Origin of the sequence: Plantibacter elymi (nom. nud.) (assembly GCF_900177795.1) — a bacterium.
GTDB lineage: Bacteria > Actinomycetota > Actinomycetes > Actinomycetales > Microbacteriaceae > Plantibacter > Plantibacter elymi.
This window is the reverse complement of sequence record NZ_FXWJ01000002.1, coordinates 830,034-850,709: the sequence shown is the minus strand read 5'-3', so window position 1 is coordinate 850,709 and position 20,676 is coordinate 830,034. Positions and strand designations below refer to the sequence as shown.

15 protein-coding genes are annotated in these 20,676 nt (G+C 67.5%); 9 read left to right on the top strand and 6 right to left on the bottom strand.

Going from position 1 to position 20,676, the window contains the following annotated elements:
• A complete protein-coding gene (gene gcvH, locus CCK91_RS08865; RefSeq protein ID WP_064296422.1) occupies positions 1-375 on the top strand; it encodes a glycine cleavage system protein GcvH in 375 nt (124 codons plus the stop codon).
• Complete coding sequence (gcvP, locus tag CCK91_RS08860) at positions 375-3,296, top strand: aminomethyl-transferring glycine dehydrogenase (RefSeq protein WP_086473670.1); 2,922 nt, start codon at positions 375-377, stop codon at positions 3,294-3,296. Before gcvH ends, gcvP begins: the two co-directional genes overlap by 1 nt.
• Positions 3,297-3,371: 75 nt before the next feature.
• On the opposite strand, the gene CCK91_RS08855 is transcribed toward gcvP, so the two are convergent.
• Entirely contained in the window at positions 3,372-4,184 is an 813-nt protein-coding gene (locus tag CCK91_RS08855) for a CPBP family intramembrane glutamic endopeptidase (RefSeq protein WP_242664479.1), read from the bottom strand.
• Between the two features lie 336 nt (positions 4,185-4,520).
• On the opposite strand from CCK91_RS08855, the gene CCK91_RS08850 reads away from it, so the two are divergent.
• From CCK91_RS08850 to CCK91_RS08835, 4 genes are all read left to right on the top strand, one after another.
• Positions 4,521-6,131: a peptide ABC transporter substrate-binding protein gene (locus CCK91_RS08850; protein WP_242664477.1), complete on the top strand. Its 1,611-nt coding sequence runs from the start codon at positions 4,521-4,523 to the stop codon at positions 6,129-6,131.
• A 75-nt stretch (positions 6,132-6,206) separates the two neighbouring features.
• Positions 6,207-7,136 (top strand): ABC transporter permease, encoded by a 930-nt coding sequence (locus CCK91_RS08845; protein ID WP_064296418.1) that lies wholly within the window; start codon positions 6,207-6,209, stop codon positions 7,134-7,136.
• Complete coding sequence (locus CCK91_RS08840; protein ID WP_064296417.1) at positions 7,126-8,094, top strand: ABC transporter permease; 969 nt, start codon at positions 7,126-7,128, stop codon at positions 8,092-8,094. The genes CCK91_RS08845 and CCK91_RS08840 overlap by 11 nt, the downstream gene beginning before the upstream one ends.
• Before the next feature lie 11 nt (positions 8,095-8,105).
• The gene (locus tag CCK91_RS08835; RefSeq protein WP_079705528.1) at positions 8,106-9,830 is read left to right on the top strand and encodes a dipeptide ABC transporter ATP-binding protein; all 1,725 of its coding nucleotides are present in this window, start codon (positions 8,106-8,108) and stop codon (positions 9,828-9,830) included.
• A gap of 82 nt (positions 9,831-9,912) precedes the next feature.
• Here the strand turns inward: CCK91_RS08835 and CCK91_RS08830 are convergent, their stop codons facing one another.
• The 4 genes from CCK91_RS08830 to CCK91_RS08815 are packed head-to-tail and all read right to left on the bottom strand — an operon-like array spanning position 9,913 to position 14,590.
• The gene (locus tag CCK91_RS08830) at positions 9,913-10,530 is read right to left on the bottom strand and encodes a hypothetical protein (protein WP_133059960.1); all 618 of its coding nucleotides are present in this window, start codon (positions 10,528-10,530) and stop codon (positions 9,913-9,915) included.
• Between the two features lie 50 nt (positions 10,531-10,580).
• On the bottom strand, positions 10,581-12,686 hold the full coding sequence (locus CCK91_RS08825) for an ABC transporter ATP-binding protein (RefSeq protein ID WP_086473666.1): 2,106 nt from the start codon (positions 12,684-12,686) through the stop codon (positions 10,581-10,583).
• Positions 12,679-13,602, bottom strand: a complete 924-nt coding sequence (locus CCK91_RS08820; protein ID WP_079705531.1) for an ABC transporter permease — start codon at positions 13,600-13,602, stop codon at positions 12,679-12,681. The genes CCK91_RS08825 and CCK91_RS08820 overlap by 8 nt, the downstream gene beginning before the upstream one ends.
• A 4-nt stretch (positions 13,603-13,606) precedes the next feature.
• Entirely contained in the window at positions 13,607-14,590 is a 984-nt protein-coding gene (locus tag CCK91_RS08815) for an ABC transporter permease (protein ID WP_079705532.1), read from the bottom strand.
• Between the two features lie 296 nt (positions 14,591-14,886).
• On the opposite strand from CCK91_RS08815, the gene CCK91_RS08810 reads away from it, so the two are divergent.
• From CCK91_RS08810 to CCK91_RS08800, 3 genes are all read left to right on the top strand, one after another.
• Positions 14,887-16,611 carry an ABC transporter family substrate-binding protein gene (locus tag CCK91_RS08810; RefSeq protein ID WP_165767009.1) on the top strand — a complete coding sequence of 575 codons (1,725 nt, stop codon included), beginning with the start codon at positions 14,887-14,889 and terminating at the stop codon, positions 16,609-16,611.
• Positions 16,612-16,772: 161 nt separating this feature from the next.
• Positions 16,773-18,680 carry a translational GTPase TypA gene (gene typA, locus CCK91_RS08805; RefSeq protein WP_056007297.1) on the top strand — a complete coding sequence of 636 codons (1,908 nt, stop codon included), beginning with the start codon at positions 16,773-16,775 and terminating at the stop codon, positions 18,678-18,680.
• A 71-nt stretch (positions 18,681-18,751) separates the two neighbouring features.
• Positions 18,752-19,183, top strand: a complete 432-nt coding sequence (locus CCK91_RS08800) for a hypothetical protein (RefSeq protein ID WP_133059959.1) — start codon at positions 18,752-18,754, stop codon at positions 19,181-19,183.
• 86 nt (positions 19,184-19,269) lie between these two features.
• On the opposite strand, the gene efeB is transcribed toward CCK91_RS08800, so the two are convergent.
• Positions 19,270-20,667, bottom strand: a complete 1,398-nt coding sequence (gene efeB / locus CCK91_RS08795) for an iron uptake transporter deferrochelatase/peroxidase subunit (protein ID WP_086473663.1) — start codon at positions 20,665-20,667, stop codon at positions 19,270-19,272.
• Between the last annotated feature and the right edge of the window lie 9 nt (positions 20,668-20,676).

Below are 20,676 nucleotides of genomic sequence, written 5' to 3'. Positions count from 1 at the left end.
ATGGCCGACAAGACCACCCTCAAGTACACCGCCGAGCACGAGTGGATCCGCGTCGAGGGCGATCTCGCCGTCATCGGGATCACCGACTACGCCGCCGAGAAGCTCGGCGACGTCGTCTTCGTGGACCTCCCCGCCGTCGGTGCAGCGCTCTCGGCCAGCACCGTGGTCGGCGAGATCGAGTCCACGAAGTCCGTCGGCGAGCTCTTCGCCCCGCTCGACGGCGAGGTCGTCGAGGCCAACGACGCCGTCGTCGACGACCCGTCGCTCGTCAACAGCGACCCGTTCGGTGCCGGCTGGCTCGTCTCGGTCCGGTACGACGCGCTGCCCGACACGCTCCTCAGCTGGGACGACTACGCCGCGCTGGTGGGCGAGTGATGGCGGACCGCTTCGCAGAACGGCACATCGGAACCGACACCGCCGCCCAGGCGACGATGCTCGCTGCGGTCGGGTACGACACCGTCGACGCCCTCCTCGCCGCGGCCGTCCCGTCCGCGATCACGGCCGCCGAACTCGCCTCCTCGAGCATCCCCGACGCCGCGACCGAGCGCGCGGCGCTCGCCGAACTCCGCGAGCTCGCCGGCCGCAACACGGTGAACCGGAGCCTGATCGGTCTCGGCTACTCCGACACGATCACGCCGGCGGTCATCAAGCGGAACGTGCTCGAGAACCCCTCCTGGTACACGGCCTACACGCCGTACCAGCCCGAGATCTCGCAGGGCCGCCTCGAGGCGCTCATCAACTTCCAGACGATGGTCGCCGACCTCACCGGTCTCGACACGGCCAACGCCTCGATGCTCGACGAGAGCACCGCGGTCGTCGAAGGCATGCTCCTCGCGCGCCGGGCCTCGAAGCTCGCCGACGCGACGTTCATCGTCGACGCCGACGCGTACCCGCAGACGAAGGCGCTCCTCCGGAGTCGCGCGGAAGCTGTCGGCATCGACCTCGTCGAGCTGCCGTTGTCGACCACCTCGCCCGAGGAGCTCCCGGCGGCGTTCGGTGTCTTCGTGCAGTACCCCGGTGCCTCCGGGCTCGTGTGGGACCCGTCGGCGGTCCTCTCAGCGGTCAAGGCGGCCGGCGGCGTGTCGGTCGTCGCGGCCGATCTCCTCGCCCTCACGCTCATCTCCTCGCCCGGTTCCCTCGGCGCGGACATCGCGGTCGGGACGAGCCAGCGCTTCGGCGTGCCGATGGGCTTCGGCGGGCCGCACGCTGGTTACCTCGCGGTCCGCAAGGGACTCGAGCGCCAGATGCCCGGTCGCCTCGTCGGCGTCAGCCAGGACGCGGCGGGTCACCCCGCCTACCGGCTCACGCTGCAGACGCGCGAGCAGCACATCCGCCGTGAGAAGGCCACGAGCAACATCTGCACGGCGCAGGTCCTGCTGGCGGTCATGGCCGCGATGTACGCCGTGTACCACGGGCCCGACGGGCTCAAGCGGATCGCGCAGTCGGTGCACGCGGCGACGGCCACCGCGGCGTACGCGCTGCGCAAGGCCGGCGCCGAGGTGCTGTCCGAGCACTACTTCGACACGCTGCAGGTCCGCGTGCCGGACAGCGCGGCCGCAGTCGCAGCCGCGCATGATCGTGGACTGCTCCTCTGGGCCGTCGACGAGACGACCGTGTCCGTCAGCTTCGACGAGGTCAGTGCGGTCGAGAACGTGACGGCTCAGCTCGTCGAGGTGCTCGGCGACGGGATCGCTTCCGCCGAGCTGGAGGTGCCGTCGTACGTCTTCGACCAGGGGGGTTCGTTCTACGCCTTCGCCCCGAACGCGGTCCACGAGTACCCGGCGGCACTCGCCCGCGAGACCGAGTACCTGACGCACCCAGTGTTCAACACGCACCACTCGGAGACCGCCATGATGCGGTACCTCAAGCAGCTGGCCGACCGCGACTACGCGCTCGACCGCGGGATGATCCCATTGGGTTCGTGCACGATGAAGCTCAACGCCGCCACCGAGATGGAGGCCGTCACCTGGCCCGAGTTCGCGGGACTGCACCCGTTCGCGCCGCGCGAGGACGTCGTAGGCTCCCTCGAACTCGTCGACCAGCTCGAGACCTGGCTGGCCGAGGTCACCGGCTACGACTCCGTCTCGCTCCAGCCGAACGCGGGCAGCCAGGGCGAGCTCGCCGGTCTCCTCGCCATCCGCGGCTACCACCGCGCGAACGGCGACGAGCAGCGGACGGTCTGCCTCATCCCGTCGAGCGCGCACGGCACGAACGCGGCCTCGGCCGTCCTCGCCGGCATGCGTGTCGTCGTCGTGGCGTGCGACGAGCAGGGCAACGTCGACCTCGACGACCTCCGGTCGAAGATCGAGGCCAACGCCGAGTCCCTCGCCGCGCTCATGATCACCTACCCGTCCACCCACGGCGTGTACGAGCACGAGGTGAAGACGATCACCCAGGCCGTGCACGACGCCGGCGGCCAGGTCTACGTCGACGGCGCGAACCTCAACGCCCTGCTCGGCTACGCGCGGTTCGGGGAGTTCGGCGGCGACGTCTCGCACCTGAACCTGCACAAGACGTTCTGCATCCCGCACGGCGGTGGCGGCCCCGGTGTCGGGCCGGTCGCGGCGAAGGCGCACCTCGCGCCGTTCCTGCCCGGTCACCCGCTGGCGCAGCGCGCCGAGCACCCGCTGCTCGGCGGCGGGACGGTCGTGCACGACGGCGGTCCGATCTCTGCGGCTCCCTACGGCAGCCCGAGCATCCTGCCGATCTCGTGGGCGTACGTCCGCATGATGGGTTCGGAAGGGCTCCGCGAGGCGACCGGTGCCGCGGTGCTCGCGGCGAACTACATCGCTGCGCGACTGCGCGACCACTATCCCGTCCTGTACACGGGCGACAGCGACCTCGTAGCGCACGAGTGCATCCTCGACCTCCGTCCGCTCAAGGAGGCGACCGGGATCTCCGTCGACGACGTGGCCAAGCGCCTCGTCGACTACGGGTTCCACGCGCCGACGATGTCGTTCCCGGTCGCAGGGACGCTCATGGTCGAGCCGACGGAGAGCGAGGACCTCACCGAGGTCGACCGCTTCGTCGACGCGATGATCGCGATCAAGGCGGAAGCCGACGCCGTCGCGGCGGGCGAGTGGCCTGCCGACGACAACCCGCTCGTCGGGGCGCCGCACACGGCCCAGTCGGTCATCGAGGGGGAGTGGACGCACGCGTACTCGCGCGAGCTCGCCGTCTACCCCGTGCACACGCTCGTGCGCACGAAGTACTGGCCGCCGGTGCGTCGCATCGACCAGGCGTACGGCGACCGCAACCTCGTGTGCGCCTGCCCGCCGCCCGAGGCCTTCGCCTAGCCGGTCCATGAGCACTCCCTCGCCCATTCGTGGGCGAGGGAGTGCTCGTTCGCCCACTGATGGGCGAACGGGTCATCAGGAGGATGGCGTCGCGGCGAAGATCTCCGGCCACCAGGCGACGGCGAGCGGGAAGCCGGCGAACGAGATGATGTCGATGACTGTGTGCGCGACGACGAGGGGCATCACCCGACCCCAGCGCTTGTAGCACCAGCCGAACGCGATCCCCATGGCGACGTTGCCGAAGAACGGCCCGATGCCCTGGTACAGGTGGTAGCTCCCGCGGAGGACGGCGGTCGACAGGATGATCGTCCACCACCCCCACCCGATCTCGCGGAGCCTGGTGTACAGATAGCCGATGATGATGACCTCCTCCTGGAGGCCGGCGCGGAGGGCGGAGAAGACGAGCATCGGGATCGTCCACCAGTACATGGTGTCGGGGAACGTCGAGACCGCGACCGTGACGCCGAGTGCGCGGCCCAACGCGTACACACCGATGCCGGGGACACCGATCACGGCGACGAGGAGCAGACCGCGGCCGAGGTCGCGTCCGGGGGAGCGGAGGTCGAGTCCCATCCGCGCGAAGCCGCTGCGTCCGGGCTGCCAGAGCAGGTAGATGACGAGGGCGACCGGCGCGAGCTGGAAGAAGAGCCCGAGGAACTGGTAGCTGAAGTCGAGCCACTCCCGGGTGGCCTGCGTGGTGTTGATCGCCGCAGATTGATCGGAGAGCGGCGGCCCCGCGGTGAGCTTCGCGATGAGCGAGATGATCGAGTACACCGCCGACGCCCCGAGGCTCAGCGCGAGGACGATGCCGATCTCCCACCACCGACGGCTGTCTCCGGCGCCCTCGGGGAGGTCCGGTCCCCGCTCGGTGGTGTTCTGCTCGCTCACCGGTCCATTCTGCTGGCTGGTGGCTCCGAGCGCACCGCATACCATCTGCGCGTCCGCTCGGCGGATATCGGGAGATGAACACCTTACGATTCGTATCCAGAACGAGGAAGCGACCGCACGAGTTTTGCGATCATGATCGTTCTGTTGCGTCGTGGGCGGGATCCGTGCACGAAAAAGCATCCGTGAGCAACAATCCGTCGATTGGGTTACCGCTGTGTAACGTTTGGCGTCCCAGTTTGCTCGCCGTCCTGCTTCTGCTTATCGTCAGAGTATTCAAAGAGCGATCCAGCGCACACGATGCGCTGGTTTCGCTTGCCCTTTCCCCAAGGAGGAACTGTGAAGTTCAGTCGGTTCGGCTCTGCCGCCGCCATCATCGCAGCAGGGGCTCTCGTCCTCACCGGTTGTTCCGGTGGCGGTTCCAGCAGCGAGAGCACCAGCAGCACGTCATCCATCATCACGACCAACGGCTCCGAGCCGGAGTCGGGCCTCATCCCCAGCGACACCAATGAGGTCGGTGGCGGAAAGATCATCGACGAGGTCTTCGCAGGCCTCCGCTACTACGCGGCCGACGGCAAGCCGGTCGACGACCTGGCCGAGTCGATCGACACCGACGACTCGACCACGTTCACGATCAAGATCAAGGCTGATCAGAAGTTCACCAACGGCGACCCCGTCACCTCGGACTCGTTCGTCATGGCTTGGCAGGACGCCGTCGTCAACCTCCGCAAGAACGCCTCGTTCTTCGCTGACGTCGAGGGCTACAACGAAGACGGCCAGCCCCTCACCGGCCTGAGCGTCGTCGACGACACCACCTTCACGGTGAAGCTGTCCGCACCTGCCTCCGACTTCCCGCTGCGCCTCGGTTACTCCGCGTTCTACCCGCTGCCCGCTGCAGCGTTCGACGCGGCCGGCAAGGTCACGGACGAGTTCGGGCAGAACCCGATCGGCAACGGCCCGTACAAGGTCGACGGCGACAAGGCTTGGAAGCACAACGAGTCGATCAAGCTCGTCAAGAACGACGAGTACAAGGGTGGCCGCGAAGCCAAGAACGGTGGCCTGACCATCACGTTCTACAAGGACTTCGACAGCGCCTACGCCGACCTGCTGAGCGGCAACCTCGACGTCCTGGACCAGATCCCGGACTCCGCGCTCTCCACCTACCAGGACGACCTGGGCGACCGCGCGGTCAACCAGCCGGCCGCGGTGTTCCAGTCCTTCACGATCCCGGCCCGCCTCCCGCACTTCAGTGGTGAAGAGGGTCAGCTGCGTCGTCAGGCGATCTCGTACGCGATCAACCGTGAAGAGATCACCAAGGTCATCTTCAACGGCACCCGCACGCCGGCGACCGACTTCACCTCGCCGGTCATCGACGGCTACTCGAAGGACATCGAGGGTAACGACGTCCTGAAGTACAACGAGAAGAAGGCCAAGGAACTCTGGGCCGAGGCCGACGCCATCTCCCCGTGGGACGGCTCCTTCCAGATCGCGTACAACGCCGACGGGCCGCACCAGGCCTGGGTCGACGCAGTGACCAACGGCATCAAGAACGTCCTGGGCATCGAGTCCTCGGGCGTCCCGGTCGCCGTCTTCGGTGACTTCCGCGCCGGCATCACCAACCGCTCCATCGAGACGGCGTTCCGCTCCGGATGGCAGGCCGACTACCCGGGTCTGTACAACTTCCTCGCTCCGCTCTACGCGACCGGTGCCTCCTCGAACGACGGCGACTACTCGAGCCCCGAGTTCGACAAGCTCCTCGCCGAGGGTTCGTCCGAGACCGACCTGGACGCTGCGAACAAGAAGTTCCAGGACGCTCAGGCGGTCCTCTTCAAGGACCTGCCGGCCATCCCGCTCTGGTACCAGAACGTGAGCGGCGGCTTCGGCGAAGGCGTGCAGAACGTCGAGTTCGGTTGGAACTCGGTGCCGCTGTACTACGAGATCACCAAGTAGTCTTGTAGCGGCATAGCTGGGTGGGTCCGGTTCTTCCGGGCCCACCCAGCTTCACGAGTTCAGGAGTCCCACACCATGGGCGGTTACATTCTTCGTCGTGTCCTGCAGGCTATCCCCGTACTGCTCGGCACGACTTTCCTCATCTATTTCATGGTCTTCGCGTTGCCCGGTGATCCCGTGCTCGCATTGTTCGGCGACAAGACGCCGAGCGCCGCGCAGATCGCTCAACTCAACGCCGAGTACAACCTCGACAAGCCGTTCATCGTGCAGTACTTCCTGTACCTCGGCGGCATCTTCACCGGCGACCTCGGAACGTCCTTCTCCGGGCAGCCGGTCAGCGAGATCCTCGCGCAGGCCTTCCCGGTCACGCTGCGGCTCGCCGTCATCGCCGTCTTCTTCGAGATGGTCGCCGGCATCACGATCGGTCTCATCTCCGGCATCCGCAAGGGCGGCATCTTCGACGCCTCGTTCCTCGTGGTCAGCCTGATCCTCATCTCGCTCCCCGTCTTCGTGATCGCGTTCGTCGCGCAGTACGTGTTCGGGATCCAGCTCGGGTGGTTCAGGCCGACGGTCGGCCCGGGCGCGCCGATACAAGACCTCTTACTCCCCGCACTGGTCCTCGCCACCATCAGCTTCGCGCAGATCGTGCGGCTGACGCGGTCCTCGGTCATCGAGACGCAGTCGCTCGACTTCGTCCGGACGGCGTACTCGAAGGGCCTCAGCCGTCGCCGGGTCATCCCCGTGCACATCCTTCGCAACTCGCTGATCCCGGTCGTTACCTACCTCGCGGTGGACTTCGGTGTGCTGATCGTCGGCGCCACGGTGACCGAGGGCATCTTCAACGTCCCGGGTGTCGGCCGCACGCTCTACCAGGCCATCCTCCGAGGAGAAGGCCCGACCGTGGTGTCCTTCGTGACGGTGATGGTGTTGTTCTACCTCATCATCAACCTCGTCATCGACCTCTTCTACGCCGTGCTCGACCCAAGGATCCGCTATGTCAAGTAATGATCAGGAGCCGACGATCAAGCGATCCCCGAATCACTTCGTCGCGCCGCTCGAAGAGACCCCGCTCGCGGTCATCGACGCCGTCAAGGTCGACGAGAAGGTCAGCAACCTGTGGACCGACGCGTGGGCGTTCATGCGTCGTCGTCCCATGTTCTGGATCTCGTCCGTCCTCATCCTGCTGGTCGTGGTCGTGGGCCTGTTCCCCTTCCTCTTCACGCAGACGCCCCCGAACAACCAGTGCTTCCTCGAGAACAGCAACGGCGGGCCTGAGGCCGGCCACATCCTCGGGTTCACGAAGCAGGGCTGCGACATCTTCGCGCGGGTCATCTACGGAACCTCCACGTCGCTGTCCGTCGGGCTCATCGTGACGTTGATCACCGCCACGCTCGGCATCGTGTTCGGCGCGTTCGCCGGCTTCTACGGCGGTTGGGTCGACTCGGTGCTGTCCCGCATCGGCGACATCTTCTTCTCCATCCCGTACATCCTCGCGGCCGTCGTCGTCATGTCGGTGCTCGCGAAGTACCGGAGCGTATGGACGATCTCCTTGGCGATCGGTCTGTTCGCCTGGCCATCCGTCGCCCGAGTGCTTCGAGCGGAGGTGCTCAGGGTCAAGAACGCGGACTACGTCCAAGCGTCCATCGCGCTGGGTGTCTCCCGCTTCAAGATCCTCCTGCGCCACGTGCTGCCGAACGCGATCCCTCCGGTGATCGTCGTCATCACGATCTCGCTGGCGTCCGCGATCGTCGCCGAGGCGACGCTGTCCTTCCTCGGTGTGGGGCTCGGGAGCGAGACCATGTCCTGGGGCAACGACATCAGCCAGGCGCAGCGTGACCTCCGCACGGCCCCGCAGGTGCTGATCTACCCGTCGATCGCGCTGTCGCTCACCGTGCTCAGCTTCATCATGATGGGCGAAGTCCTGCGAGACGCGCTCGACCCGAAGGCGAGGGCCCTGCGTTGAACGCGAGCCAGATGAACACCCAGCAGCCGCTGCTCGAGGTCAAGGACCTCGAGGTCACCTTCCGCACCCAGAGCGGAACGGTACAGGCCATCCGCAAGACCGGGTTCACCATGATGCCCGGTGAGACCGTCGCGATCGTCGGCGAGTCTGGATCCGGGAAGTCGACGACCGCGCACGCGATCATCAACCTCCTGCCCGGTACCGGCAAGATCAGCGGGGGCGAGATCCTCTTCGAGGGGCGCGACCTCTCGAAGCTGTCCCGCAACGAGATCGAGGACGTCCGCGGACGCCTGATCGGTTTCGTGCCGCAGGACCCGATGTCCAACCTGAACCCGGTGTGGAACATCGGCTTCCAGGTCGAGGAGGCCATCCGTGCCAACGGCATCGCCCACGGCAAGAAGGCCGTCCGTGCCAAGGCGATCGAGGTGCTCCAGCAGGCCGGGCTCTCCGATGCCGACCGCCGCCTGAAGCAGTTCCCGCACCAGTTCTCCGGCGGTATGCGTCAGCGCGTGCTCATCGGTATCGGTCTGTCGTCGAGCCCGAAGCTGCTCATCGCGGACGAGCCCACCTCGGCGCTCGACGTCACGGTGCAGCGGAAGATCCTCGACCACCTCGAGAGCCTGACCCGCGACAGCGGAACGGCGCTGCTCTTCATCACGCACGACCTCGGTCTCGCCGCCGAGCGGGCGGAGAAGCTCATCGTGATGTACAAGGGGCAGATCGTCGAGGCCGGTCCCTCGGTCGAGATCCTGCAGAACCCGGTGCACCCGTACACGAAGCGGCTCGTCGCAGCGGCACCGAGCCTGGCTTCGCGTCGCATCCAGTCGGCGACCGGATCGCTCGAGACTCTCGACCACGAGGCTCCTGCCGGTTCGGAGGGCATCGACCTCATCGTCGCCGCCGAGCACCGCGCTGCGGCGCAGGCCGCCCAGCCGGACGCGGAAGCCGCGATCGTGGTCAAGGACCTCGAGAAGGTCTACAACATCCGTGGGCAGAAGGCGGCTGAGCGGGAGCTCAAGGCCGTCGACGGCGTCTCGTTCGAGATCCCGAGGGGCACCACCATGGCGCTCGTCGGCGAGTCCGGATCCGGCAAGTCGACCGTGGCGAAGCTGCTCCTGCAGCTGGAGACGCCGACGTCCGGCCAGATCCGCATCGGTGGCAAGGCGATGGAGGGGCTCGATCGCAAGGGCCTCCTCGCGCTGCGCCGGAAGATGCAGCCGGTCTTCCAGGACCCCTACGGTTCCCTCGACCCGCTGCGGAACATCGGCAACACGATCGCTGAACCGCTCGTCACGCACAAGGTGGGCGACAAGGCCTCCCGCCGTGCTCGCGTGCTGGAGCTCCTCGACCAGGTCTCGCTGCCGCAGGCGGTCGCGACCCGGTACCCGAACGAACTCTCCGGTGGACAGCGTCAGCGCATCGCGATCGCCCGCGCACTCGCGCTGAAGCCGGAGATCGTCGTCCTCGACGAGGCGGTGTCCGCGCTCGACGTCCTCGTCCAGGCGCAGATCCTGCAGTTGCTCGCCGACCTCCAGTCGGAGCTGCAGCTGACGTACCTCTTCATCACCCACGACCTCGCGGTCGTGCGCGTGATCGCCGACAACGTCGCGGTCATGCAGAAGGGGAAGATCGTGGAGGCGTCGACCACGGACGATGTGTTCGAGAACCCGAAGCAGCAGTACACGCGCGAACTCCTCGACGCCATCCCCGGCGCCGGGATCGAGCTCGCGCTGTAACCGGCGCACCACGTCGAAGGGCGGTGCCGCGGAGTGATCCGGGGCACCGCCCTTCGGCGTTGCAGGAGGCTTCCGCCGGTCGCTAGCCGAGGAGCGCCGAGGCGACGCCCCAGAGGACGAGTGCGGCCGTGACGCCGAGGGCGACGACGTCCCAGCGCGAGGTGGCGAGGCGGTCGTCCTTCGGGTCGATCCGGCCCCAGCGTTCGTGGGCGCGGTCGATGAGGTCGACGGCCGTCGGACCCTCGTTCCCAGCGCGACCGGGCCGGCGGACACCCGCCGCGCGGTCCTGGTGGTCGACCCCGCGTCGTCCGGCGCGTCCGCCGATCATCGACGGGCGGTCGAGACCGGCGCTCGGCGCGCCCCAGCTCGTGATCTTCCGACCGTCGCGGAGGAGCACCGTGAGCTGGTAGCGGCTGGTCGCCTCCTCCAAGCGCGACCATGGGATGTCGTGGAGACGCCCCACGTTCACGATGGTCAGCTGCGACGGCTCGATGACGATGCAGGGGCGGACGAGGACGAGGTAGACCAGCCACACGACGAGGAGCTCCCACGGGAGCGCCTGGACCGCGAAGCCCCAGGCCCCGCGGCCGACGGCGTCGATGATGAAGAAGACCATGAGCAGGGCGGTGACCCCGAGGATCCAGAAGCCGCTCGTGCTCCGCAGGGTGGTCCGATTGCCGGCGTTCGTCGCGTCGTTCACGTCCACCATCCTTCCAGGCCGCCGGCCCGTGGGGGCCGCACGGGGCTCGATCAGGCGGTGACGAGCCGATCGCTCTCCGCGTGGTGGCACGCCACGAGCCGTCCGTCGACCGGGCGCTCTCGTGGATCGTCGCGTTCGCAGACCGCCTGCTTGTCGGCCGGCAGCAGCTGGAACAGCGGGCACCGGCTCCGGAAACTGCAGCCGACCCGGTCGTCGCTGGGGGAGGGGAGGTCGCCGTTCAGCAGGATGCGCTGACGGCTGCGTTCGATCTCGGGGTCCGGGACCGGCACCGCGGACAGGAGCGCCTGCGTGTACGGGTGCTTCGGGTCGTCGAAGATCGTGGCGCTCGGTCCGTACTCGACGATGCGTCCGAGGTACATGACCGCCACGTCGTCGGCGATGTGCCGGACGACGGCGAGGTCGTGGGCGACGAAGAGGTACGAGAGTCCGAGTCGCTGCTTGAGGTCTTCGAGCAGGTTGATGACCCCGGCCTGGACGGAGACGTCGAGCGCGGAGACCGGTTCGTCGAGCACGAGGATCTTCGGTTCGACGACGAGCGCCCGGGCGATGCCGATGCGCTGTCGCTGGCCACCCGAGAACTCGTGCGGGTACCGGCCGGCGAAGGACGGTTCCAGGCCGACGAGTTCGAGCATGGCCCCGACGCGTGACCGGATCTCGGTGGGGGAGACCCCGTGGACGGTCAACGGTTCGCCGATGATGTCCTCGATCGTCATGCGCGGATCGAGCGAGGCCATCGGGTCCTGGAACACGACCTGGATGTCGCTGCGCAGCTTCCGGCGGTCGGGCTTCGACAGCGTCGCGGTGTCGACCCCGTTCACGTGGATGCTGCCGCCCTGCGTCCCGGCGAGCTCGAGGATCTCCATGATCGTCGTCGTCTTCCCGCAACCGGACTCGCCGACGAGGCCGAGGGTGCGTCCGCGCTGCACGCTGAACGAGACCCCGTCGACCGCGCGGACGGTCCCGATGTTGCGACGGAACACGACGCCCTTCGTGAGCGGGAAGGCGCGGGTCAGGTCGCGGACGTCGAGGACGGTCTCCGGAGCGACCTCGGCGACGAGCTCCTCCGGCACCTCGTCCGGCCGAGGGAAGATCTCCGGGCGGCGCAGCGATCCGTCGGCGATCTCGCCGACGCGGATGCACGCAGCGGTGTGGTTGACCGAGGTCGTCGGGTCCTCGAGGGGACCGTCGAGGACGGGGAGCAGCGCCGGTTCACCCTCGAGGCAGGCGGCCACGGCGATCGGGCAGCGCGGGGCGAAGGGGCAGCCGGTCGGCACGGTCGTCAACAGCGGTGGGCGTCCCTCGAGTGGGACGAGTCGCTCCTGCTGGTTCGCCGCCATGTTCGGCATGGAGCGCAACAGACCGATCGTGTACGGCATGAGCGGTTCGCGGAACAGTGGGACGACGGGCGCCGTCTCGACGATCCGGCCCGCGTACATCACGGCCACCCGGTCGGCGTTGCCGGCGACGACACCGAGGTCGTGCGTGATGAGCACCACGGCGGCGCCGGTGATGTCCTTCGCCTTCTGGAGCACCTCGAGGATCTGCGCCTGGATGGTGACGTCGAGCGCGGTGGTCGGCTCGTCGGCGATGATCAGCTGCGGGTCGTTCGCGATGGCGATCGCGATCATGGCCCGCTGACGCATGCCGCCGGAGAACTCGTGCGGGAACGACTTCGCACGCCGCTCCGCGTTCGGGATGCCGACGATCTTCAGGAGCTCGACGGCCCGCGTCTCGGCGGCGCGCTGCGAGAGCGCGGAGTCGTGGAGGCGCAGACCCTCGGCGATCTGCTGACCGATCGTGTAGACGGGCGTGAGGGCCGAGAGCGGGTCCTGGAAGATCATGGCGATGTCGCGCCCGCGGATCTTCGACAGTTCCTTGTCCGACTGGCCGAGCAACTCCACGCCGTCGTAGCGGATGCTGCCGCTCACCTGCGCATTGGTCGGGAGCAGCCCCATGACGGCCATCGAGGAGACGCTCTTGCCGGAGCCCGACTCGCCGACGATGCCGAGGAATTCGCCTCGCCGCACCTCGTAGGAGACACCGCGGACGGCGTGCACGGGCGTGCCGGCGTTGGGGAAGGTGACGGTGAGGTCGTCGACCTTGAGGAGCGGTGCGGTCGCCTGGGGGTCAGTCACGGTTGGCTCCTGAGGTCGGGTCGATGGCGTCGCGGAGGGCGTCGCCGAGGAGGCTCGAGGCGAGCACGGTGATGACGAGGATCGCTGCGGGGAAGACGAACAGCCAGGGCCGGGTCACGGCGGCGCTCGCGCCGGCGGCGAGCAGGGTGCCGAGCGAGACGTCGGGCGCCTGGACGCCGAAGCCGAAGAAGCTCAGCGTGGTCTCCGACAGAATCGCCGCGCCGATGCCGAGCGTCGCGTCGATGATGAGGAGGCTCGCGACGTTCGGGATGATGTGCCGACGGATGATCGTGAATCCGGGGACGCCCATGAAGCGAGCGGCCTTGACGTACTCGCGTTCGCGGAGCGACATCGTCTGCCCGCGGATGACGCGGGCGAGCACCATCCAGCCGAACAGGACGAGGAAGACGACGAGGGCGAGCCAAGACAGCGACTTGAACGCCGGGCTGAGGAGCACGAGGAGGAAGAAGCCGGGGATGACGAGGAGCAGGTCGATGAGCCAGACGATCGCCTTGTCCCAGACGCCGCCGACGTAGCCGGCGATGGCCCCGACGAGTCCGGCGATGATCGCCGCCCCCGGGCCGACGATCAGCCCGATGACGATGGACTTCTGCAGACCGACGAGCGTCTGCGCGTACACGTCCTGGCCGATGTTGTTCGTCCCGAACCAGTGCGACAGCGAGGGCGGCTGGCTGAAGGCGAGGCCGTCCTGGTCGGTGAAGGACCAGGGGGAGAGCAGCGGGCCGATGAATGCCCAGAGGATGATGAAGAGGAGGACGCCGCCGCCGATGCGGGCGCGCTTCGTGGCGAGCACCTTCCGGAGGATCGTGCGTCCGCGGGACTGCGGCCGCTTGGGCGCGTCCCGCATCGTCTCGGGTTCGCCGACGGTGAGGGTCGATGGGTCGGTCAGTGCCATGTCGTTACACCCGCACTCTCGGGTCGAGCGCCGCATAGATCACGTCGGAGAGGGTTCCGGCGATCAGGACGAGGATGGAGGTGAAGAGGATCGTCCCGGCGGCGGCGTTGATGTCCGAGTTCGAGACGCTGGTGAGGAGGTATTCGCCCATGCCGTGCCAGCTGAAGACGTTCTCCGTCACACTCGCGCCGGTGAGGATGAGCCCGAAGGAGTAGGCGAAGAACGTCGACATCGGGATGAGCGCGACACGGACGCCGTGGCGGATGATCGCGGAGCCGCGGGTCCGGCCCTTGGAACGGGCGGTGCGGATGTAGTCGGCGCTCATCACGTCGAGCATGGCGCTGCGCTGGTACCGCGAGTACGAGGCGACGGCGCCGACGGTCAGGGTGATGGTGGGCAACAGCAGATGCATCGCCCGGTCGCCGAACTGGGTCCAGAACCCGCCCTGTAAGCCGGCGGTGTACTCGCCGGTGAAGTTGATGACGTTCGTGCCGACCGCCTGGTTGAGCGACGTCGCGAGGATCATGAGCACGACGCCGATGACGAAGACGGGCATCGCGAGGATCGTGAACGAAGCGTAGGTGATGATCTGGTCGCTGGCCCGGTACTGCCGGACGGCGCCCCAGACGCCGAGGGCGACGCCGATGACCGCGCCCAGGATGGTGCCGATGACGAGGAGTCGGAGGCTCGTGCCCGAGCGCTCGAAGATGTCGGCCGTGACCTGGGTGCCGCGGGTGCTGACGCCGAGGGACCCGGTGGTCACGAGCTGGGTGACCCAGTCCCAGAGGCGTTCGAGCAGCGGCACCTTCGGGTTGACGCCCATCTTGTCGAGCGCCGCGTCGATCGAGGACTGCGGGATGGGCGGGTTCTTGCCGAGGAACCGGGCCGAGGGCTGGAGTGTCATGCTCACGAGCACGTAGCCCAGCATGGTGGCGATGGCGGAGAGGAACAGGTAGTTGACCAACCGCCGTGCAATGAACCCGATCATGTACCAGCCTTGCGAAGTCGTTGTGCGGGACCGCGTCGTCCCGTCAGCTGTGCTCCCCTCGTGGGGTGGAGACACTGTAACCCCGAAGTGTCGGGAATCAGAAAACGACGCGTGTACTCAGGAAACGAAACGTATGTTTCCGGCTCGTACCGTCGAGAAATCGAAACGGTAACAATTCGTGCCCACTTGTGGGGGATCCCCGGAGCGGGTGCAAGATGGTCCACATTGGCCTGCGCGCCTTCCGCTCCGCATCGGTGCGGCGTTGCGCAGTTACACGTCACGAAAGGTGGATCTCGATGAGTTCCAGAACACAGGGATCGAAGCGGCGCGGCGGGATGATCCTCGCCGGCGTCTCGATCGTCGCCCTCGCATTGACGGCTTGCACCGGAGGCGGTTCAGGCGGCGGCGGCTCGACGTCGAAGCCCGCCGAGCTGTCCGGCACCGGCTGGGAGCGCGCCGACGCCGACCAGATCGCCCAGGGCGGCACACTCAACCTCGCGGTCGACACGATCCCGGCCAACTGGAACCTCAACAACCTCGACGCCGGTACGGTCGACGACCAGTTCCTGACGAACCTGTACACGCCGTCGTTCGTCAAGATCAAGGAAGACGGCTCCTGGGAGGCGAACCCCGACTACGCGACCTCGGTCGAGCTGAAGAGCGAAGACCCGCAGGTCGTCGAGATCAAGATCAACCCCGACGCCGTGTGGTCCGACGGCACCGCGATCAGCGTCGACGACGTCGCTGCGACGTGGCAGTCCCTGAACGGCGCGAACGAGGCGTACGCACCCACGTCCACGAACGTGTGGAAGGACATCGAGTCCGTCACCGCCGGCGACAGCCCGCAGGACGTCCTCATCACGTTCAAGAACAAGAACGCCGACTGGCCGTCCATCCTCGGCAACATCTGGCCGAAGTGGCTCGGCGCGACGCCCGAGTCGTTCAACACCCTCTGGGCGACCGGACCCTACGCGGCCGACGGCACGACCTATGTGTCGGGTGGCCCGTACATCGTCAGCAAGATCGACCAGACCGGTGCCGTCGTCACCTTCGCGCCCAACCCGAAGTGGTGGGGCGACAAGCCGAAGCTCGACAACATCATCTTCAAGCAGATCTCCCGCGCCGGGCTCGCCCAGGCGTTCTCCAACAGTGAGATCGACGTCTTCAGCGTGGGTTCCAACGCCGACAACTACCAGACGGCCCAGAAGCGCAGCGACGCCGAGATCCAGCGTTCGCGCGGCACCACCTACAACCACATCACGTTGAACGGCACGTCCGAGGTCCTGAGCGACCCCGAGGTCCGCCAGGCGTTCGCAAAGTCGATCAACCGTCAGACCATCGCCGAGGCCCGCCTCGCCGCGATCGACGCACCGACCGACCTGCTGAACAACCTCATCTTCCTCCCGGGCCAGGACGGCTACGAGGACGACGCCTCCAAGGTGCTCGGCTACGACATCGACGCGGCCAAGAAGCAGCTCGAGGACGCCGGTTGGAAGGAAGGCAGCGACGGCATCCGCGAGAAGGACGGCAAGAAGCTGACCGTCCGCTACGTCATCGACTCCGACAACCCGGTCTCCGCCGAGACGTCGCAGCAGGTGCAGGCCATGGTGAAGGAGTCGGGCTTCGACCTCCAGATCGACACCGTCCCCTCGGACGACTTCTTCACGAAGTACGTCACCACCGAGACCCGCGACTTCGACGCCGTGAGCTTCGCGTGGCAGGGCACCGCCTTCCCGATCTCCAGCACCGAGTCGATCTTCTACCCGGCCGACTCCGGGCAGAACTTCCCCGGCGTCACCGACGACTCGCTCGGTGACCTCTGGGCGAGCGCCAACGCGGAGCTCGACCCCGACAAGCGCCTCGAGATCGCGAAGGAGATCGACAAGAAGATCGTCGCCCTCGCGACCACGCTGCCACTGTTCCCGGTGCCGTACACCTACGGCGTCAAGACCGGCCTCGTGAACTACGGGCCGACCCAGTTCGAGACCATCGACTGGAAGAACGTGGGCTGGAAGAAGTAAGCGACACGACGGGTTCCTCCTGAACCCTGAGGACGACGGGCATCGGCGGGAAACCGCCGGTGCCTGTCGCCGTTCAGCCCCCGGCCAGGACTCCTGCGGTATGATGGTCCGTCGGCACCATCGTGCCCGAATCCCATCCACTTGAAGGAAGCCACCCTTTTATGGCGCTCGCCACTCGTTCCGATCTGCGCAATGTCGCGATCGTGGCCCACGTTGACCACGGCAAGACGACCCTCGTCGACGCCATGCTGCGACAGACCAACTCTTTCGCCGAACACGCCCACCTCGAAGAACGCGCCATGGACTCGAATGAGCTCGAGCGCGAAAAGGGCATCACCATCCTCGCCAAGAACACGGCGATCTCGTACAAGGGCGAACACGCCACCGACGGCCCGATCACGATCAACGTCATCGACACCCCGGGTCACGCCGACTTCGGTGGAGAGGTCGAGCGCGGCCTGTCCATGGTCGACGGCGTCGTCCTCCTCGTCGACGCGTCCGAGGGCCCCCTGCCGCAGACCCGGTTCGTGCTCCGTAAGGCGCTCGAGGCCAAGCTGCCGGTCATCCTCCTGGTCAACAAGACCGACCGCCCCGACGCGCGCATCGACGAGGTCGTCGTCGAGAGCCAGGACCTCCTCATCGGTCTCGCCAGCGACATGGTCGACGACGTCCCCGACCTCGACCTCGACGCCGTCCTCGACGTCCCGGTCGTCTACGCCTCCGGTAAGGCCGGCCGCGCGTCGTCCAACAAGCCCGCCAACGGCGAACTGCCCGACAGCGAAGACCTCGAGCCGCTGTTCGCAGCCATCCTCGAGCACATCCCGGCTCCGCAGTACGACGACGAGCACCCGCTCCAGGCGCACGTCACGAACCTCGACGCCTCGCCGTTCCTCGGTCGCCTCGCGCTCCTGCGCATCTTCAACGGCACGCTGAAGAAGGGCCAGACGGTCGCCTGGGTCCGCCACGACGGCGACGTCCACAACGTCCGCGTCACCGAGCTCATGATCACGAAGGCCCTCGACCGCTACCCGGCCGAGAGCGCCGGCCCCGGCGACATCGTCGCCGTCGCCGGTTTCGCCGACATCATGATCGGCGACACCCTGGCCGACCCCGAGGACGTCCGCGCGCTGCCGGCCATCACGGTCGACGACCCGGCCATCTCGATGACGATCGGTACCAACACCTCGCCGCTCATGGGCAAGGTCAAGGGCCACAAGCTCACCGCACGCATGGTCAAGGACCGTCTCGACCGCGAGCTCATCGGTAACGTCTCGCTCAAGGTCCTCGACATCGGTCGACCCGACGCGTGGGAGGTCCAGGGCCGTGGAGAGCTCGCGCTCGCCATCCTCGTCGAGCAGATGCGTCGCGAAGGCTACGAGCTCACCGTCGGCAAGCCGCAGGTGGTCACGAAGCGTATCGACGGCAAGGTCCACGAGCCGTACGAGCACCTCACCATCGACGCCCCCGAGGAGCACCTCGGCGCGATCACCCAGCTCCTCGCCGCTCGCAAGGGCCGCATGGAGAACATGGCGAACCACGGCACCGGCTGGGTCCGCATGGAGTTCATCGTCCCGTCGCGCGGCCTCATCGGCTTCCGCTCCGAGTTCCTCACCGCCACGCGCGGTACGGGTATCGCCAACGCGTTGGCACACGGATACGGCGAGTGGGCCGGCGCGATCACGACGCGCAACAACGGATCGATCGTCGCCGACCGCTCCGGCGTGGTCACCCCCTTCGCGATCATCGCGCTGCAGGAGCGCATGTCGTTCTTCGTGCAGCCGACCGAAGAGGTCTACGAGGGCATGGTCATCGGCGAGAACTCGCGCAACGACGACATGGACGTCAACATCACCAAGGAGAAGAAGCTGACCAACATGCGTCAGTCTTCGGCCGACAACTTCGAGTCGATGACGCCCCCGCGCGTCCTCACGCTCGAGGAGAGCCTCGAGTTCGCCCGCGAGGACGAGTGCGTCGAGGTCACGCCCGAGCACGTGCGTATCCGCAAGGTCGAGCTCGACGCTCAGGCCCGCCAGCGCAGCTACTCGCGTCTCAAGAAGCAGTCCGAGTAGGCAGTAACCGCTCCAACCCGATGCCCGGTCCTCTCAGGAAGACCGGGCATCCGGTCGTTACGCTGATGAGCATGCGCCGACCCGCCTCCCTCGCCCTGCTGGCCGCCCTCGTCCTCGCCCCGACGCTCGCCGGGTGCAGCGTCATCGAGTCCACCGTCAAGGACTCCGTCGAGCAGGGCATCCGCGACGCCACCGGTGGCGATTTCGACGTGAACCTGGATGAGGGACTGCCGGACGGATACCCCGTCGACGCGGTCCCGGTCGTCGACGGCACGGTCAACGGCGGACGTGGAACGGTCGACGGCAAGGACACCTTCGTCGTCACGGTGCAGGCGACCGACGCCGCCACCGCTGCCAAGGACGCGCTCGTCGCGGCGGGCTTCACGGTCGACGGGGAGATCGCGAACGGCGACGGTTCGATCGTGACGCTGTCGACGACGGCCTACGACGTGAAGGTCGTCGCCTCGGCGGACAGCATCCTCTACACGGTGACGGTCAAGTAGCACTTCGACAGGCTCAGTGACCGGGGTCGGTGCTTCTCCGGTCCCTGAGCGCCCTTCAGGTCCCTGAGCTTGTCGAAGGGCCGTTCCTACGCGAAGAGCGTCTCGCCGACCCAGCCGTCCTTGCGCGCGCCCGGGGGCACCGCGAAGATCGCCGACCCCACGTGCTTGATGTACTCGTTCATTGCATCCGTGGCCAGCGCGCGCTGCACGTCGATGAACTGCTTCGGCGACCGCTGATACGACATGAAGAACAACCCGGCGTTCAACCGCCCGAGGTCGTCATTGCCGTCGACGAAGTTGTACCCGCGTCGCAGGAGCTTCGTGCCCTTGAGCTGGGTCGGGTGCGCGAGACGCACGTGTGAGTGCTTGTCGATGAGCGGCTGATCCGTCGCGCCGACGGCGTCGAAGTCGGGTTCCGTGAACTCCTTGCCGCCCGACAGCGGTGCGCCCTCGCCTTTGCTCCGACCGATGACGCGCTCCTGCTCCTGGAGCTGCGCGCGGTCCCAAGTCTCGATGATCATGCGGATCTTGCGGACCACGAGGTAGGAACCACCGCTCAGCCAAGCGGCGCTGTCCCCGTCCTGGACCCACACCTGCTCCTCGACCGTCTTCGTCTCCTCGGACTTGACGTTCGCGGTGCCGTCTTTGAAGCCGAACAGGTTGCGCGGCGTGACCTGACTGGTGGAGGTCGACGAGGTGCGACCGAAGCCGAGCTGCGACCAGCGGATGGAGGCACGTCCGAACGCGATGCGGCTCAGGTTGCGGATCGCGTGCACGGCGACCTGCGGGTCGTCGGCGCACGCCTGGATGCAGAGGTCGCCGCCGGTGAGGCCCGCCTGGAGGTTGTCGCCCGTGAAGCGGGGGAGCTTCTCCAACTCGGCCGGGCGCCGGTCGGCGATGCCGAACCGATCCGTTCCGTCCTCGGCGGTGAAGAGCGTGGGTCCGAACCCGAAGGTGATCGTGAGCCCGCTGGCGGGCAGTCCGAGCGCCTCGCCGGTGTCGACCGGGGGAGCGAGCGGCGAGCCGTCCACGGCACCGCCGTCGGCGACCTCCTGGCCCTGCGTCATGCGTGCCGCGGCGACACTCCAGTCCTGGAGCAGCTCGATGAGTTCATCCCGGGTGGTCCCCGCCGACACGTCGTACGCGGCGAAGTGCAGGCGGTCCTGCGCCGGCGTCGTGATCCCGCTCTGGTGGGCCCCGCTGAACGGGTAGACCGTCGTGACGCCCGTGGCACTCGCCGAGGCGCTCACGGCGGCGGTGATGGCCGCGGTCGCCCCGGCTCCTGCCGCCAACCCCGCGGCGCCTGCTCCGGCGAGGCCGAACAGCGCCCGGCGCGACAGCCCGCGCCGCGGGGCGTCGTTCGGTGGTGCGGACGCGGCGCCGGGTTCAGGCGCGGTGGGCGTCGATCCTGCCTCGGGTGCAGGCGTGGTGGGCGTGGACCCCGCCTCGGGTGCAGGCGTGGTGGGGGGAGTGTGCTCGGTCATCGGACCTCA